Source organism: Mailhella massiliensis (assembly GCF_020741395.1).
Taxonomy (GTDB): Bacteria; Desulfobacterota; Desulfovibrionia; order Desulfovibrionales; family Desulfovibrionaceae; genus Mailhella; species Mailhella massiliensis_A.
Genome location: NZ_DYZA01000210.1, coordinates 1 through 16,048, shown reverse-complemented (window position 1 = coordinate 16,048; position 16,048 = coordinate 1). Strand labels below are relative to the sequence as shown.

14 protein-coding genes and 1 pseudogene are annotated in these 16,048 nt (G+C 57.7%); 6 read left to right on the top strand and 9 right to left on the bottom strand.

From position 1 onward, the window contains the following. The 4 genes and pseudogenes from K8W16_RS10335 to K8W16_RS10320 all read right to left on the bottom strand — a co-directional run. A pseudogene (locus tag K8W16_RS10335) lies at positions 1-244 on the bottom strand (FMN-binding protein); the annotation flags it as partial. After that, complete coding sequence (locus K8W16_RS10330; protein ID WP_304123355.1) at positions 241-1,236, bottom strand: RnfABCDGE type electron transport complex subunit D; 996 nt, start codon at positions 1,234-1,236, stop codon at positions 241-243. The gene K8W16_RS10330 and the pseudogene K8W16_RS10335, both read right to left, overlap by 4 nt. 54 nt (positions 1,237-1,290) lie before the next feature. Beyond that, positions 1,291-2,532 (bottom strand): 4Fe-4S dicluster domain-containing protein, encoded by a 1,242-nt coding sequence (locus K8W16_RS10325; protein ID WP_304123352.1) that lies wholly within the window; start codon positions 2,530-2,532, stop codon positions 1,291-1,293. Between the two features lie 16 nt (positions 2,533-2,548). Beyond that, positions 2,549-3,196: a cytochrome c3 family protein gene (locus K8W16_RS10320; RefSeq protein WP_369694472.1), complete on the bottom strand. Its 648-nt coding sequence runs from the start codon at positions 3,194-3,196 to the stop codon at positions 2,549-2,551. Positions 3,197-4,203: 1,007 nt separating this feature from the next. Between K8W16_RS10320 and yfcE the strand changes: the two genes are divergently transcribed. Then, positions 4,204-4,761, top strand: a complete 558-nt coding sequence (gene yfcE, locus K8W16_RS10315) for a phosphodiesterase (protein WP_304123346.1) — start codon at positions 4,204-4,206, stop codon at positions 4,759-4,761. Positions 4,762-4,983: 222 nt separating this feature from the next. Here yfcE and K8W16_RS10310 read toward each other — a convergent pair whose 3' ends face one another. Beyond that, complete coding sequence (locus K8W16_RS10310) at positions 4,984-5,976, bottom strand: lipoate--protein ligase (protein WP_304123344.1); 993 nt, start codon at positions 5,974-5,976, stop codon at positions 4,984-4,986. Between the two features lie 206 nt (positions 5,977-6,182). On the opposite strand from K8W16_RS10310, the gene ligA reads away from it, so the two are divergent. Beyond that, positions 6,183-8,282, top strand: a complete 2,100-nt coding sequence (ligA, locus tag K8W16_RS10305; RefSeq protein WP_304123342.1) for an NAD-dependent DNA ligase LigA — start codon at positions 6,183-6,185, stop codon at positions 8,280-8,282. A gap of 193 nt (positions 8,283-8,475) precedes the next feature. Beyond that, a complete protein-coding gene (locus K8W16_RS10300) occupies positions 8,476-8,904 on the top strand; it encodes a molybdopterin-binding protein (protein ID WP_304123339.1) in 429 nt (142 codons plus the stop codon). 375 nt (positions 8,905-9,279) lie between these two features. Here the strand turns inward: K8W16_RS10300 and K8W16_RS10295 are convergent, their stop codons facing one another. The 4 genes from K8W16_RS10295 to K8W16_RS10280 all read right to left on the bottom strand — a co-directional run bounded on the left by K8W16_RS10295 (position 9,280) and on the right by K8W16_RS10280 (position 12,746). Continuing rightward, complete coding sequence (locus K8W16_RS10295; protein ID WP_304123335.1) at positions 9,280-9,606, bottom strand: Hsp20/alpha crystallin family protein; 327 nt, start codon at positions 9,604-9,606, stop codon at positions 9,280-9,282. Positions 9,607-10,261: 655 nt separating this feature from the next. Further along, on the bottom strand, positions 10,262-10,885 hold the full coding sequence (locus K8W16_RS10290) for a hypothetical protein (protein WP_304123332.1): 624 nt from the start codon (positions 10,883-10,885) through the stop codon (positions 10,262-10,264). A gap of 221 nt (positions 10,886-11,106) precedes the next feature. Continuing rightward, positions 11,107-11,964: a DUF368 domain-containing protein gene (locus tag K8W16_RS10285; RefSeq protein WP_304123329.1), complete on the bottom strand. Its 858-nt coding sequence runs from the start codon at positions 11,962-11,964 to the stop codon at positions 11,107-11,109. Continuing rightward, the gene (locus K8W16_RS10280; protein ID WP_304123326.1) at positions 11,961-12,746 is read right to left on the bottom strand and encodes a nitroreductase family protein; all 786 of its coding nucleotides are present in this window, start codon (positions 12,744-12,746) and stop codon (positions 11,961-11,963) included. Before K8W16_RS10280 ends, K8W16_RS10285 begins: the two co-directional genes overlap by 4 nt. A 226-nt stretch (positions 12,747-12,972) precedes the next feature. Between K8W16_RS10280 and K8W16_RS10275 the strand changes: the two genes are divergently transcribed. The 3 genes from K8W16_RS10275 to K8W16_RS10265 all read left to right on the top strand — a co-directional run bounded on the left by K8W16_RS10275 (position 12,973) and on the right by K8W16_RS10265 (position 16,038). Continuing rightward, on the top strand, positions 12,973-14,415 hold the full coding sequence (locus tag K8W16_RS10275) for a phospholipase D-like domain-containing protein (RefSeq protein WP_304123324.1): 1,443 nt from the start codon (positions 12,973-12,975) through the stop codon (positions 14,413-14,415). Positions 14,416-14,520: 105 nt separating this feature from the next. Next, positions 14,521-15,222, top strand: a complete 702-nt coding sequence (locus K8W16_RS10270; protein ID WP_304123322.1) for a tellurite resistance TerB family protein — start codon at positions 14,521-14,523, stop codon at positions 15,220-15,222. Positions 15,223-15,657: 435 nt separating this feature from the next. Then, positions 15,658-16,038 carry a hypothetical protein gene (locus tag K8W16_RS10265; RefSeq protein WP_304123321.1) on the top strand — a complete coding sequence of 127 codons (381 nt, stop codon included), beginning with the start codon at positions 15,658-15,660 and terminating at the stop codon, positions 16,036-16,038. The last annotated feature ends 10 nt before the right edge of the window (positions 16,039-16,048 follow it).

Here is a 16,048-nt window from a genome sequence, read left to right as displayed (position 1 = left end):
TCCCGCCTTCCATGCAGGGAAAGACGTTGACGCTGCGTCCGTCGGCCAAGGTGAAGCTTTTGCGGTCTTCAATGGGCGAGTTTTCGGCGTTTTTGAAGACTTCAAGTATGGCGGGCCCCTGCACGAAGGTGAGGGCCTGGCTTTCAATCAGCGGGGCTGTGGTCATTTTCAGGTAGGAGAGGCAGAAGCCGGCCATGCCGCACAGAACCGACAGCACAACGATCATTTGAAGGATGCTTTTCATGCGCGAGTCCTCCCGTCGGCCTTTCCTGCCTTTTGCGGTACGGTCCCGAAGGGATGCGACCTGATGAGAGCAAACATGGGGGCGAGCAGGTTGATGAGCATGACGGCGAAGGGGGCGCCGTCGGTATAGCTGCCGAAGGCCCTGATGAGGACAACGAGCGTGCCGCCCGTCAGTCCGTAGAGGAGCATGGGCAGGCGGCGGTGGGGCGAACAGGAGTCTTCTGTGGCGAGGAAGAAGGCGGCGAGCACGGTGGCGCCGGTACCCATATGGAAGAAGGGGCCTGCATAGAGGGAACTGTCCACAAGATGGAGGCAGGTGGCGGAAAGGAAGGTTCCCCCCAGGAAGGAGAGGGCAATTTCCCAGCGGACTACGCCCCGGAGCACCAGATAGATGCCGCCGAGAAGGAGTGCGCCGACCTGCGAAGAGCCGAGCCCCCCAAGCTGACGGCCGAGGAGAAGGTCAAAAACGGAAATATCCGCCACGGCCTCGGCCCCGAAATATTTCAGCTTCAGGAGAGGATCGGTAAGGGTGGTCTGGAGCTGTGAGGCCGTGGGATCCATGAGGAAGGGGAAGGATACGAAGATCATGGCCCAGCCCACGAGGGTGGCGTTGACCTGATTGGCCCCGTAGCCGCCGAAGGCCATACGGCCTATGCCCATGGCACAGGCCGCACCGATGATGACGAGCCACCACGGTGCGGAGGCGGGCAGAAGGAAGGCGAGCAGAAGGCCGGTGATGGCGGCCGTGCCGTTGTCCTGGCTCAGCTTCTGTTTCATGAATATCTGGCAGAGGGCTTCCGTACCCATGGCCGCAAGTACGGCAAGGGCCATGACGCGCGCTGCGGGAAGCCCCCAGTGCGCGAGGCTCATGAGAACGGCAGGGGTCAGGGCGATGAGGGTGTGGAGGCTGTTTTTGCGTATGGTACGCCCGCAATGCCAGAAGGGAGGCGTACTGATGGCAAGAAGAATATCGTTGTTGTTGGAAGTGCTCATGGCTTTTCTCGCTGGTGTGCTCGCGCGTGATGCGGCGGGTGAGGTCGTCTGCTCCTAGCCCTTGGCCACTGGCTCGATGGGAGTGAGGCGCGAAAGGCGTTCTTCCTCTTCAAGCTTCTTGACGGCGAGGCGTATGTACTGAAGCACGGGGCGGCGGGCAATACACACATAGCCGCAGAGACCGCAGTCGACGCAGAGGCGGAAATTTTCCTTCCGGGACATGTCGTATCTGCCGAACTCGGCATAGCGGCTCAGCATGCGCGGGTCGATGCGGGTGGGGCATATCTGTATGCATGCGCCGCAGTTGATGCAGGGGCTGTCGCCTTCTATGGGCGGTACCTCTCCCGCATTCACCACGAAGAAGCCGTAGGCGCCCTTGGTGATGCTTCGGTCCAGCCGGTCCAGACTTTCGCCGCGCAGGGGGCCGCCGCGTAGGATGGTGTCGCCGCTTTTCAGGGAAATGCCGGTGAACTCCAGAAGCTCCCCGACGATACTGCCGTTTTTGACAATGTAGTTGCCCCAGTCTTTGGCCGTGCCGATGGTGATGACGGTTTCCATGAGCGGAAGTCCGGTGAGAGCCACGCGGCCCAGGCTCCAGACATTGTGCATACCCACGGCCGCCACGTCCGGCGGATTTTCTTCCCCGGTCACTTCCTTGATCAAAAGCTCGTTCACGCTGTTGGGGTACATGGGATCCACTTCCACGGTGCGGACGCCGGAGAGTTTGACCTTGCAGCCTGCGGGCACGGCCAGTATGATCTCCTCAGCACGCCGGAAGCGGCGCTGAAGTTCAAGGCCCGCGCGTATTTCGGCGGCATGTTCCACCAGCATGGGTTCTGCCCAGCGCACGCCGGGCTCGGGGTTCAGGCCGTTGACGATGAGCGTCTTCACCCGGCGACCCAGCGAACGGGTGTTCACGCCCAGCTTCTTTACGGCAAGAATGAGCTCTTCACCTTCCGTACCTTCCTTGAGCAGATCCACCGGTTCCATCGGAGCGGGAAAGGCGCCGGGTTCGACTTCCTCAAGGTTCACCGCTTCCACAAACACGCTTCGGGCGTTGATCTCGGTAATCATACCGTAGATGGGAGCGTGCAGATCGCCTTTTTCCAGGCTGGGGTGTTCGGCAAGCAGCATGCCCGGGTAGACCATGGTTTTTTTCTTGACTCCCGGAACTATGGTGAAGCCTTCTCTGTTCAGACGTATCTTTTTGGGGGACGGCCCGTCGCCGAAGAGCCTGTGTTCATGGTAGACAAGGCGGAATCGCGGATCGTTGATGATATGGAAATATTGCTTCATCGTTCTTCCCTTGTCGCTATTTCGTATGGCATTGTGCACAGTTGTCCACAGGGCCGCCCTGCTTTTCATGGCAGCCTATGCACAGGCCGTGATAGGCGGCCATGCTGCTCGGCACAAGCTTGGCAGGTTCCACCTTATGACAGGTACTGCAGGTGACAAGCGCTTCCTTCAGCTTCGCGCCGCTCTTCTGGGATTCGCGCGAAGGATGCGCCTCGTGGCAGAAGACGCAGTTGCTCATGTCGGTGGGGCTGAACCGGTCCGCATGGCAGCTCTTGCAGCGGGTGTGCACGGCGCGCTTCAGGGAAAGGATGGGCCCCATGTCGACCTTGCGGTCGTGGCAGGACGCGCAGTTCTGCGGGGTAGGCTCTATCTGCGGGCCGTGATGGCAGGCCGTACACTCCACTGAGGGCATGGCCGCGTGCGTATCATGCCCCCAGTCCTTGGGGGTCAGAGTCATGTGATGGCAGGTCGCACAGCTTTCATACGACAGGGTATAGGAATGTCCCCGAAACTCGGGGCCAAATTCGAGGCCGTGGCAGCTTTTGCATGTCAGCCCTGCACTGGCAGGGCCGGGAGCGTCGTGATGGCAGCTCATGCACTCTATGCCCATGCTTTCCGCATGGGCCTTGTGATCAAATACCACATGCCCGGCGGCATTTTTCATGAGTATTCTGTTGGGAAAAGGCTCGGAAGTTTCCGGCAGCAGATATCCCCCTACAGACAGAACCAGCAGTGTACCCGTCAGGATATATGTTACTTTGCGCAATGTCTTCTCCCCCTGAGATTTAGCATTTTTTATATAACAAGAATCCAGCCATGAGAAGAGGCAAAAGCATGGATTTCACATATTATTCCCTACGTTATTACTTTTTTCCTTTTTTTTTCGTCAAATCGTTCCTAAAAGCGCAAACTGAACGCGTCGCGTTTTTTTTCAAAGGGGCCGGGTTTCTCCTCAGTTTCAAAGCCTTTCAGGAAAAAGATGTGCCGATTGCATGTGCTCCTGTTTGAGGGGGGTGCCTATTCATACGGAACTGTCCTGTGCTTTGGGAGAAGGTGATGCCGTTACACAGAAGAAGTCCTTGTGAGGAGCGAAAAAAGAACGCTTTATTTCAAACTGTTATGGAAAGAGCTTTGTGATATGTCATGTGAAAAAATTTTTTATCCGGTTTTTTCATAAGTTGCGTCATAGCTCGGAGAAGCTATAGCTTCAGAGCGTTCAGGTATGGAAGCTTTCTTAAGTGTTGAAAGGCGGCGCGCGTTCGCACGCTCCATCCCGGAAGAGGGGGGATGGGGACTCGGCTTTTGCGAGTGCTTCTGCGGCCATGGGAAAGGGCTCAAGATTGGGTGATATTAAGTACCGTTTTTCTGAAGCGGCGCATGTGGGAATATGCATGTTTTTTTCATGCCGTACTGCCCGGAATGAAGAGCGCAGTTTTTTCCCTTCCCGAAGTTGGCCTACCGGTTGAAGGGAGGGGGTAGTCTCCATCCGTCGCCTTCTTGCGGTCTGTATCTGCCGGAGTTCTCGTGGGGACTTCAGAAGAAGGGGCTTTCTTCATGTTTTTTGGAAGCAGGGGGAAGAGGCCGTTGTTCCCGGCATCTTTTCGGGGAAGGCCATGCCTTTTTCTCGACCTTCCGGGGCAAATCTGGCATGTTCGGCGCAAAGGAGAATGCATGAAAAAATTGATGATCGCTTCGGATATTCACGGCTCCGCCCTCTGGTGCGGGAAACTCCTGGAACGCTTTGCCGAGGAAGGGGCGGACAGCCTTCTTCTTCTGGGGGATCTTCTGTACCATGGCCCCCGCAACAACCTGCCGGACGAATACGCGCCTCAAAAGGTGTTCGCCATGTTCAACGCCATGCGCGAAAAGCTGCTTTGCGTGCGCGGCAACTGCGACGGAGAAGTGGATCAGATGGTGCTGGAATTTCCCATCATGGCTGAGTACGCCGTACTTCTGCTGAACGGGCTGACGGTGTACGCTACGCACGGGCATCGCTACAATGGGCAGACGCCGCCTCCCTTTGCGTCGGCAGGCATACTGCTTTACGGACATACCCATGTCCCCGTGTGCACGCCCCGCGAAGGCTTTGTCGCCATGAACCCGGGCTCCGTGTCCCTTCCCAAGCAAGGCAGCCGGCACAGCTACATGACCTGGGAAAAGGGGCTCTTCCTCTGGAAAAGTGTGGAGAGCGGGGAGAGCTATCGGGAATTTGTCGTGGAGGGGGCATAGGGTTCCGGCCTTTTTGTTTTCGGCGGAGTACCTTTTCAGTCCGGCATGCTCCCCTCTGTCCGTGTATGAGCGGCACGGGAGGGGAGTACCGGAACATTTCCGAAAGAAAGCTTCGGCACCTACGCCCTTTTCCCTTTTTCAGGGAAAGGGCGTAAAGTTTTTCTTCAGTCATGGGCGGCTTCTGTGTTGCCGGGCATGTTGCGGAACAACCGGGAAAAGGCGTTACTCTCCGCAGAGGAAAGCAAGAAGTTCCTCGTGTTCCGCTCCGGAAAACCATTTTTCCACAGGCACGTTTTGCAGCGCTTCCCTCAGGGAGGGAGCATCGGCCCTGAGGCCGAGGAAGATTTTTTCCAGTTCCGTGATATCCCCCCCCGCAAAAAAATCGCCGAAGAGGCGGCAGCCGGCGATGCAGCCTTCGCGTACTTCCAGAAGACATTCCAGCCTGCCCCAGGCGAAGCGACGACGGCGCTTTTCCGTAAAACGGGGGGACTGACCCCAGTTCCATTCCCAGCTGCGGTAGCGCGAGGCGGCGAGGGCTTCGGCCTTTGCGGCAAGATCGGGAGGGAGCATGCGTTCTTCGTTGGCACAGTATTTTGTCATGGACTGAATGATCAGATCCATGCATGCTTCACGGGAGAGACCGGCGGGTAGAAACTCCCGCAGGTTGGCCACGCGGGCGCGATGGGAGGCCACGCCCTTGGATTGGAATTTCTCCGGGTCCGCCGCCAGTGCGCCGGTCAGGACGGAGGTATCAACATCCACCAGAAGGCATCCGTGATGCAGCATTTTCTGCCCTTTCCGGCGCTGTGCGGTGCCGGCTACCTTGCGGCCCTGCACCGTGATATCGTTGCGGCTCGTATAGGCGGCGTCCACCCCCAGGTCGCGCAGGGCCTGCACCATGGGGCGCATGAACTCCTCGAAACCGGCCAGGCGGTTTTTTTCCACCCATGTGAGAAAGGAGAAGTTGACGTTGCCGAGGTCATGGTACACTGCTCCTCCGCCGGTAGGGCGGCGCACCACAGCGATACCGTGTTCGCGGCAGTAGGCGGCGTCCACTTCTTCGGCAGTGTTTTGATGGCAGCCTACGATGACGGAGGGCGCGTTGCGCCAGATGAGGAATATGCCGGGATTTTCCGGCGAGAGGGTATCGAAAAGCGTTTCCTCCAGTGCAAGATTAAAGGCTGCTTCGGTGCTGTCGATGCGCAGGGCGTACATGGAGACTCCTTGGGAAGCACGGGCGCAAGAGCCGCATGCAGGGGATAAAAGGAACAGATATTCCGCAGGGAAAGAACGGAAAGCGTCACTATAAGGGCAAGCAGCTCTACAGGCAAGGGCAAGCTTGCCCTTGAGTGTGCGGCGTGGCAGTATGCGGTCGAGGAAACGCCGCGTGGGCGGTGCAACAATGCAGACTCGAGGAAGGCATGGATCAGTTTTCGTTATTCGATTCTCCGGAGAAGAAGGAGCATAACCGCGCTGAAGCCCGTGTTTCGTGGCTGCGCCGTGAAGTGGAGCGCCACAACCGCCTGTATCATCAGCTGGATGCTCCGGAAATTACCGATGAGGCCTACGACGCCCTGTACCGTGAACTGGTGGAGCTGGAAGAGAAGTTTCCCGACCTGCGCACTCTGGATTCCCCCACGCACAGGGTGGGCGGCGCAGTACTGCCCTATCTGGAAACTCGTCCGCACCGAGAACGCATGTACGGGCTGGACAACGTGTTTTCTTCAGGGGAATGGGAGGCCTTTGTGCAGAAGGCTTCGCGCGCTCTGCCCGAGGCGGGGCCTGAGATCATGGACTCCTGGTGGGCTGATCCCAAGCTGGACGGGCTGGCCTGTGAGCTGGCCTATGAAAACGGCGTGATGGTGCAGGCGCTCACACGGGGTGACGGGGAAGTGGGCGAAGTGGTGACGGAGGCCATGCGCACGGTGCGCAACCTGCCTCTGCGCCTGGCGGGCACGGGGCCTTTTCCCCGACGCATTGAAATACGCGGCGAAGTGCTCATGTTCCGCAAGGAATTTGAATCGCTGAACCGGAGACAGGAATCTCTGGGACAGAAGACGTTCGCCAATCCGCGCAATGCTGCCGCAGGCTCTCTGCGGCAGCTCGACACCGGCGTGACAGCACAGCGCAAGCTGCGCTTTCTGGCCTACAGTCTCGGCGAAGTGGACGCGCCGGGCATGAAAGACTGGGAGACGCACGCACAGGTTATGGAGTCTTTAACACGCTGGGGCTTCGATACTCCCCCGGAAGGCAGGCTCTGCCGCACGGCGGAGGAGTCCCGGGAATATTATGAGCATCTGGAATCCCTCCGTGACTCCCTTCCCTTTGAGATAGACGGGGTGGTGTATAAGCTGAATGATCGCGAGGCACAGGCAGCGCTCGGATTCACGGCACGCGCGCCCCGTTTCGCTGTAGCCTGGAAGTTCACCTCGCGCAAGGCGGAAACGCGCCTGAAGAAAATTTCCATACAGGTGGGCCGCACGGGAGTGCTTACTCCTGTGGCAGAGCTTGAGCCCGTGAGCCTCGGCGGGGTGATGGTGAGCCGCGCCACGCTCCATAATGAGGATGAAATACGCAGGCTCGACCTGCGAGAGAATGATGTGGTCGTCATTCAGCGCGCCGGGGATGTGATTCCCGACGTGCTCGGACCGGTTCTGGAAAAGAGGCCGGAGGGACTTGCCCCCTTTGAGTTTCCCCATGTGTGCCCCGTATGCGGCTCTCCGGCCCGAAGACTGGAGGGGGAGGCGGCCTGGCGATGCCTGAACCTGGCCTGCCCGGCGGTGATCATGCGCAGCATCGTACATTTCGTATCCAAGGCCGGGCTGGATGTGGACGGCGTGGGAGCGAAATGGGTGGAGGCACTCATAGCTTCGGGCAGGGTGAAGAGCCCGGCTGACCTTTTTACGGTGACCAGAGAGGAACTCATGAGCTATGAGCGTATGGGTGAAGTTTCCGCCGGAAATTTCGTCGCCGCACTGGAACAGGCAAGGACAAGCGCCTCGCTCATGCGCTTTATCGCCGCTCTGGGCATACGCCAGGTGGGGGAGCAGACCGCCCGTACTCTTGCGGAGCACTTTGCCGATATGGATGCCTTGGAGAAGGCAAGCGTGGAAGAGCTCATGCTTCTGCCCGACATAGGCCCCGAAGTGGCGGGAAGCATACGCGCTTTTTTTGAAACTGACTCGAACCGGGAACTTCTGGAACGCTTTCGTGCTCTGGGCCTGTGGCCGAAGGGGGGAGAGAAAAGCGCCGGTCGGGGAGGGGCTCTGGCGGGCAAAAAGGTGCTTTTCACCGGCACGCTTTCCCGCCCCCGGGACGAGTATCGCAGGCAGGCGGAAGGGGCGGGGGCGAATGTGGCATCTTCGGTCTCCAAGACGCTGGATTACCTTGTGGTGGGGGCAAACCCGGGCTCCAAACTGGACAAGGCCCGAGCTCTGGGCATTGCCGTTCTGGACGAGGAAGCGTTCATGGCACTTCTGAGCGCTCCGGGAAGCGGGGAAAAAGGAGGGCAGGCCGGATAATCCGCCCTGCAAAAAAAAGCTTCGTCGCTCTTGCGCGCCAGGGGCTTATTGGCTATGTTAAAGCAGTTTTTTCAGTGTCCTCCCATGGAAGGAAGATGGATGGCAGTTGCCGGGGCAGAGTGTGCGCCAGGCTGTGTATCGCATGGCCGTGAGGAGATGTGCTGAATAAGCGTATATTAAACAGGAGATTATGATGAAAACCAGCTCTCGCAATGCCTTTCCCGGCAAGATTACCGCGATCATTCCCGGAAACTTCAATGATGAGGTGGAAATTTCGCTGGAATCTGGAGAAAAGATTTACAGCCAGGTTTCCCATGCCTGCACGGATCGCCTCAACCTTGCCGAGGGCAAGGAAGCCGTTGCACTGATCAAAGCTACCGAGATCATGCTTATTGCCAACGACGATGACTATGACTTTTCCTGCCGCAACCAGTTTACCGGCAAGGTGGTCAAGCTGGTGCGCGGCTTTGTGAACGGCGAAGTCCTCATTCAGACCCCCAGCGGTATGGAAATCAACGCCACCGTCACTCTGGACGGCGTGAACCGTCTCCGCCTGGAACGCGGCTGCACCGTGGGCGCCATGTTCAAATCTTCCAACGTGCTGCTGGCCGTCAAAAAGTAGTTTTCCTCCAGGGGGGAGCCTGCAGGAGGAAACGGCGGAAAGGTCCTTCCGGGGAGAATCTGTCTGTATTTTTCCGAGGAGACGCTTCTCCTTGCATGAAAAGAAAAAGAGCATGCCTTCGGCGTGCTCTTTTTCTTTTGCCTGGAAGAGAAGAATATGCGTGCGGACAAGCCTTGATTTCCGCCTGTGCGCACAGAAAGAGCCTTTAGTAAGGGAGATTCGGGGCTTCTGTCCGCGATATGCGCCGGGCCGTGGTTTACGGCAGAGAGGGAGCCGTGAGCGGAATTCGGGCAAAAGCGGGAGAGCTTCTGGGGCGTCTTCCTCTCTGAATCGTCAATGCGGACGTGGGTGGTGCTCCGCATCGACAGGGTATCGCTAGGCTATGGCGATGGTCTTTTTTTCAGGAACTTTCTTTTCCGGCGTCTTGGGGAAGGAGAGTTTCAGGATTCCGTTTTCAAAACGGGCGGAAACATCCTCGGGTTCCAGTACTTCACCTACATAGAAGCTTCGGCTGCATGCTCCGCAGAAGCGTTCACGGCGCAGATAGCGGCCTTCTCTGCCTTCTTCCCCGGCCTGAGCGCCGGCGGCTCGTATGGTCAAACAGCCCTTGTCCAGCTCTATGCTTACTTCTTCTTTTTTGAAACCGGGCAGTTCGATATCGAGTTCATAGGTGTTTTCCGTTTCACGGACGTCCGTCTTCATTGCATAGTCCGAAGTTCTGCGGGGCATCTGAACGCTACTGCCGAAACCGGGCATAACATGTTCATGGAAAAAATCGTCCAAAAGTTTTTCTCCAAGCATACCGGGAAACATGGTAAAAACCTCCATAGATGGATGAAGTCAATGCATCATGATATATATAACATGATTATTTTCTCCATAAGGGCGGCAAAGAACATTCTTTACGCGGAGAAGATGCCTCGACTTCTTTTTCTAAAGAACAGTTTTATACTAAGGTCGATTTTTTCACTGTCAACGGTGGAATGAGTTTTTTATGTCACGGCCTGAGATGGGCAGGGGGGAAGTGCCCTCTGCCGGACTTTCCCCATACCCGGCCCCATGGCCTGACAGTATCGGAAAGGACGTGGATATGTTCCTCAGCGCGCGGTTTATGTCCAGGTGTGTGCTGCTTTCAGACCGGGGCCGCGTATTTTCCCGGCGGTAGGGATGAAGGGCCAGGCAACGGGCAGGAAAACTCTTCTGCCCGAGGGAAGACAGCAGGAAAGAGCATTTTCCAAGATCATCCGTGGAAGGGGATGCGCAAAGCATCTTCGATAAGTCTTTCCGTAAGGAGATGCGCCGCATGGCCGGTGCGACGCCGGAAACGAGGCACGGCGCCTGCATGAAAGGGCAGGGGTCAGCTCTTGCCGAAGCGCAGGAGCAGGGCCGAGGCAAGAACGAACAGATAGCCGAGCAGTTCGCTGGATTCTTCCATGGCGTTTTTGGCCATGCGCCAGCTTTCATCGGTTAGAAGAGAACGCCAGAGCGCTCCCATGCCGAAAAGTCGGGAATAGGCCAGGACAATGACAATACCGGTAAGCAGGATGGGGAAATAGCGCCAGCGGACAAATCTGGCGAGGGCTGCCGCGGTGGCACGCGCGTGTGCTGCCGCATAGACGAGGCAGACCAAGGTCAGAGTCAGAGCGGGCCATTTCCAGCAGCCGTGGGAGATAATATCCAGAAAATAGTCTTGTTCGCGGATCAGCATGCAACCTGTGAAGCCGCCTGCAAGTACCAGAGCGCCGCGCATATCCGGGCGACGGCGTGCTTCAAGGAAGAAAATAGCCGTGCTCAGCGTGAGAAAAAGCGTCTGGATTAATTCCGTAGGGCCCGTCTCAACGAAGGGACGGCGGCATTGGGCATCCCACCAGAAAATGAGGAAAAGCAGAATGATACCGAGGCCCAGAAAGAAAAGCAGCCGGAAAGCACCGGCAATGCTCTTGAGGTCGGCCAGAAGTTCTTCGGAAAAACGGATATTCATGATGTAATGTCGCGGGCCAGTCCCGTGCTTCCGGTGTACGAGGGAGATGTGTCCATGTGCCTTGTAAGCCATACTATAATTTTCTTCCCGCAGGAAAGTTTTGTCAAGGTTCTCTCGGAAAGAGTTCGGACGCATGCGGCCCCGTATGCGTTTCAGGGGCATGCGGGGCCGAGTTTTATGTATGTTTCAGGAACATTGGCAAGATTCGGGCCTTGACCGCATTATCTTCTTCTGGTCGATGCGATATGCTGGATGATTAGGGGCAGGGCCACGCCAGCGGCGCAGGTCATGGCCGCGATGAATACCATGCCGTCCAGAGCGGGAGGAAACGCAGGCAAGGTACCGTCATGCCACGGCCACACCGTGCGCAGGGATCCTGCCATGACGCCGATGAGAGCTGCACTTGTCTGGGAAGGATAACGGCGGAAGCATGCGGAGAGCACACGGCTGAAGCTCATGAGCCCGCAGAGGCCTCCCGCGATGAAGGTGAGAAGCACCGGCAGGTCGAGGTGCACTACAGCGGAAAGGATGTAGGCATACTGGCCCATGATGACCAGCATGAAGGATCCGGAAATACCAGGCAGGATCATGGCGCACAGGGCAATGAACCCCGCAAGGAAGATATGGGGCAGGGTGTGCTCGGCTACCATGGCTTCCGCCCCGGTGAGAAACCAGGCAAACAGAGCGCCGAGGATCAGAAGAGCGACGTTCACGGCCGGCATGCGCAGGCCTCTGGTCATAAGTAGGATGGAAGATATGATGAGCCCGAAGAAAAAGGCCCACAAGGCTTCCGGCCAGGTGTGCAGGAGGTGGAGCGTGAGCCTTGCGAGGCTGAAAATGGAGGTGATGATGCCGGCAAGAAGCGGCAGCAGGAAGCCCCATGGGATGAGCACCAAAGCCTCTTTCCATCTGCCGGAGAAAAAGAGGCGGAAGAAGGTGGCGTTGAAAGCCTTGATGCCGTTGAGCAGCTTGTCGTAGATACCGGTGATGAAGGCTATGGTACCGCCGGACACCCCGGGAACCACGTCGGCCGCTCCCATGGCCAGGCCGCAGAGAAGATAGTGCAGCTTTTCCTTCATACCTGCTCCTCGTTCACCCACCGGACGCGCAGAGCGCGGCGGGTGGGAATGCGCCGGTAATGCAGGGAGGGCAGTCCCACCATCAGCCCCGCCAGAGGCTTCAGGGAAGATTCCAGCCCCATGGCCTCGCGTACCTTGCCGTCCAGGGATGCGGCCCGCATGGCGAAGCCTGCCCAGCAGCCGCCCAGGCCCATGGTGGGCAGGAGCAGGTCGAGAGTAGCGATGGCGATGGAGCAGTTGACGATATCGAGGTCATAGGAACCTTCCGAGCAGGCGAATACGGCACAGGGCGCGCCCCGGAAAATGGGATCTCCTCCACAGTCGTGGGCATGCACGAGACCTGCCATGCGTTCATCCTTTCGGAAAACGTCCACTACGGCATCGGCCGCACGGCGTAGGGTGGGACGGCCTTCCAGCACCAGCCAGCTTACGTTTTCGAGGTTTTTGCCTGTAGGGGCATAGCGGGCTGTGTCCAGAGCCTGAAGCAGTGTTTCGCGCGGTACGGCTTCTTCTTTAAAGGCACGCAGGGAGCGCCTGCCCCTGATGAGGGCGGAAAGGTTTTCCTGTGAGGGGAAATTTTCCGGGGGGGGGAGTGTGTCGGGGGGGACGCCGTCCAGGGTGATGGCGGCATTCGGGCACACAGCTGTGCAATGGCCGCAGTGCATGCAGGATGGCTCATGGCGGACATGGACGGCGTTTTCACTGATCTGAAAGCATTGAGCGACGCATACTTGAGTACACAGTCCGCATCGGACGCAGCGGGAATGGTCTATCTGTATCATGGTGTTTCCTGGGAATGTATGGTAAAAATTTTGAAAAGCATAGAGGAAAACTCCGGAAAGGGGAAGAACTTATCTTTTGCCCGGACCGCGGGGTACCGGGCAGGGGGAGCATTTTTTCTGGAGGTGAAGTGCGGCCGGGCTCTGGAAAGCATTTTCAGGTTTCGGGAAAGCCCGAAATTATGCATTTGACTCCGGTGATGAGGGCGCGTTCCCGAAGGATCAGGGCATGGAATCGTTGACGCTTCTTTTGGTAGGGGCACTGTTTGCCCTTGCAGGTTTCATCTGGGCGATGTTCTGCTGCGTGCACGCGCTGCTTTACAAGAAGGATTCACAGTCCGCACTGGCGTGGGTGGCCTGTATCATGCTGCTGCCCTTTGTGGGAAGTCTGGCCTATTCTCTTTTCGGCATCAGCCGGGCGGATAGTCTTGCCGGGCGTCTTCTCGACGAGGCGGCAAGGCGGCAGGATTCCTCCGACAAAGCGCTGGACAGAAAGCTGGAAGCGGAGGACGACGGGGCTCTCCCCGAAGCTTGGCAGGCCCTTTCCGTGGGGCGTTTTCTCACCGGCAGGTCCATGATGCGGGGCAACAGGCTGGAGCTTCTGAAAAATGGTGAAGAAGCCTACCCAGCAATGCTGGAAGCTATCCGGCAGGCCAGGCGTATGGTCTGCCTTTCCACCTATATTTTTAAAGGGGACAGTACTGGGCAGGCCTTTGCCGAGGCCTTGGGTGACGCGGCAGCACGCGGCGTGGACGTGCGACTCATCGTGGACGGCCTGGGCGGCATGATTTACTCCCTGCACAAGCCGTGGAAAAAGCTGCGCGAGCGCGGTGTGAAAATGCAGATGTTTCTGCCGCCGCGTCTGTGGCCGCCCATGTTTGCCGTCAATCTGCGTACGCACCGCAAGGTGCTTGCCTGCGATGGAGAAGTGGCCTTTACCGGAGGCATGAACATAGGCGACCATCATCTCGTCAGCCTGCCCGGGCCCGGGAGGGTACAGGACATACATTTCCGCTGTACCGGCCCTGTGGCCACACGACTTCAGGAAGCCTTTCTCATGGACTGGGCCTTTGTAACTAAACTGCCGACGCTCCCATCCCTGTACGCGCCGGAAGAAAAAGGAGATTCCCATTGTCGTCTGGTGTTCGACGGGCTGGGAAGGAACCGGGAAGATATCCATGAGCTTGTCTGCGGGGTGATTTCCTCTGCCAGGCGCCGCGTGACTATTTTTACACCGTATTTTATTCCCCCGCGTGAATTGTCGGGCGCCATGGTATCCGCCGTAGAGCGGGGGGTGCGCGTGGATCTGGTGCTTCCGGAAAAGAACAATCTTTTCTATGTGCATCATGCCTCGCGCCGTTTTCAAGGGCGTCTGGTGGAGAAAGGCGTGCGCATCTGGTATCAGCCCCCGCCCTTCGCTCATACCAAGCTTCTTCTGGTGGACGACTGGTATGCTCTTTTCGGTTCCGCCAATCTGGACCCGCGCAGTCTGTTTCTTAATTTCGAGTTGAACGTGGAGGCGGCCGACCCCGTATTTCAGAAGGAACTTTCCCGGTATGCCGATGAGGTGCTTGCCCGCTCGCGCAGGATGAGCCGTGCGGACTATGAAAACTGCACGCTTCCCGGCCGTCTTTTCGATTCTCTGTGCTGGCTGCTCAGCCCTTATATCTAATGCGGAAAGGCCGGTGCAAGAATATGCAAGACTTCCTTGATTGACTTAGGGTGTGGATATCGTATGTCTACGGTATAAGACCCTAGACGTCAGCAAGGAGAGCCTATGTCGCTGTTTGATATCTTGAATGATTCCGGCCTGAAGTCCACCTTGGAATCGTTTTCCGCCAAGGCCGGAAAAGCCGTCTCCACAGTCTCCTCCCAGACGCCCGGCGGGCTGGGAGGTCTTCTCGGCGCGGGAGCGCTGGGCGCGTTGCTCGGCACGTTTGTTTCCAAAAGCGTGTTGAAGGACGCAGCTCTGATAGGCGCGGGAGCCGTGGCGTGGAATTTCTATCAGAAGTGGAGCCGGAATAGAAATTCCATGGGAACGGAACGGCCGTTGCCTGCAGAAGGCGCGGAGGCTTCGTCGGTGACGGCCCGCACGGAAAACGCTTTTCCCGACGCCACGGCCATGCTCATGCTTCGCGCCATGGTCTATACGGCGCGTGCCGACGGCCATATCGACGAGGCGGAGCGGGGCCGTATCGTCCGTCTGACGGAGCAGCTCTTTCCGGGCAGGGATATATCGGCAGCCATGGACGACCTGATGGGAGACCCCATCAACCCCGATCTTCTGGCGCGGGAAGTGCAGGCTCCCGAACAGGCGGAAGACGTGTACCGCCTTTCCTGCCTCATTGTGGATATCGACCATTTCATGGAAAGAAGCTATCTGGACGCTCTGGCCCTGGCTTTGCGGATCTCCCCGGAAAGAAAAGCAGCTCTGGAGAGTGAAGTCCTGGAGGCGAAGCAGAAGCTTCTGGAAGGGTAGGGCACGGTCGGAGGTGCTGCGCCGTGGCGATGCGCGCGGGGTGGAAGTTTCCGAAAAGGCGGCGGGAGCGCTGTCGCGTCCGCTTTTTTCATGAATTTTCTGGGAAAGCCGGTATTGCGGAGGCCATGCGCTTTGCCCTTTTCAGAGGCGGATACGCCGCCCGAGGATGGCGTGGAAAGTCGGAAATCTCGGGGATTCACCTATCTTGCCGCAAAAAGATTTTGAAAGATTCGGAAAGAGTTTTCTCCTTGCTATTTTTTTCTGAACGCGGGATTCTGACCATAAGGATTCATCCTTCCCCCCTCGGCGCATGCCGGAGGAAATCGGGCCGATGCGGTTTTCGTGCAAAGGAGGAAGGCGTATCGGCTTTATGCGGGCGGCTTTCCCGGCCGCCGGAGCGGCTTTTTCAGAGCCGCTTTTCAAGGAGTCCTGCTTATGGAATTGTATGATGGCATAAGGAACGCCCTGAAGAACAGAGGTTGTCCGTGGATTGAGGAGCACGTTTTCGAGTTCATGGGCCAGAGGCTTCATCTGGATATTCACGATCTCGGCCAGAATTATATGTTGAAAATCGTGCATCGTGCCAGGGACAGGAAAAAGGCGGACAAGGCGGAACCTTATATAGAAAAGGATTTTTCCCTCGAAAAAACCGTGGCCAAGAGCGCCCTCCGAAAGGGGAGCCTGAAGAGTATCTGCGACGGGCTTGCGGATGGGTTCCTTTTCTGGCTGGAGAGTATGAGTTTCAGTCCCGTTGCCAGGGAAACCGTGCCTGTACGCAATGAAAACCGCCCCAACTCCTTCGTTAGGGAAAGATAGGAACTTTTCC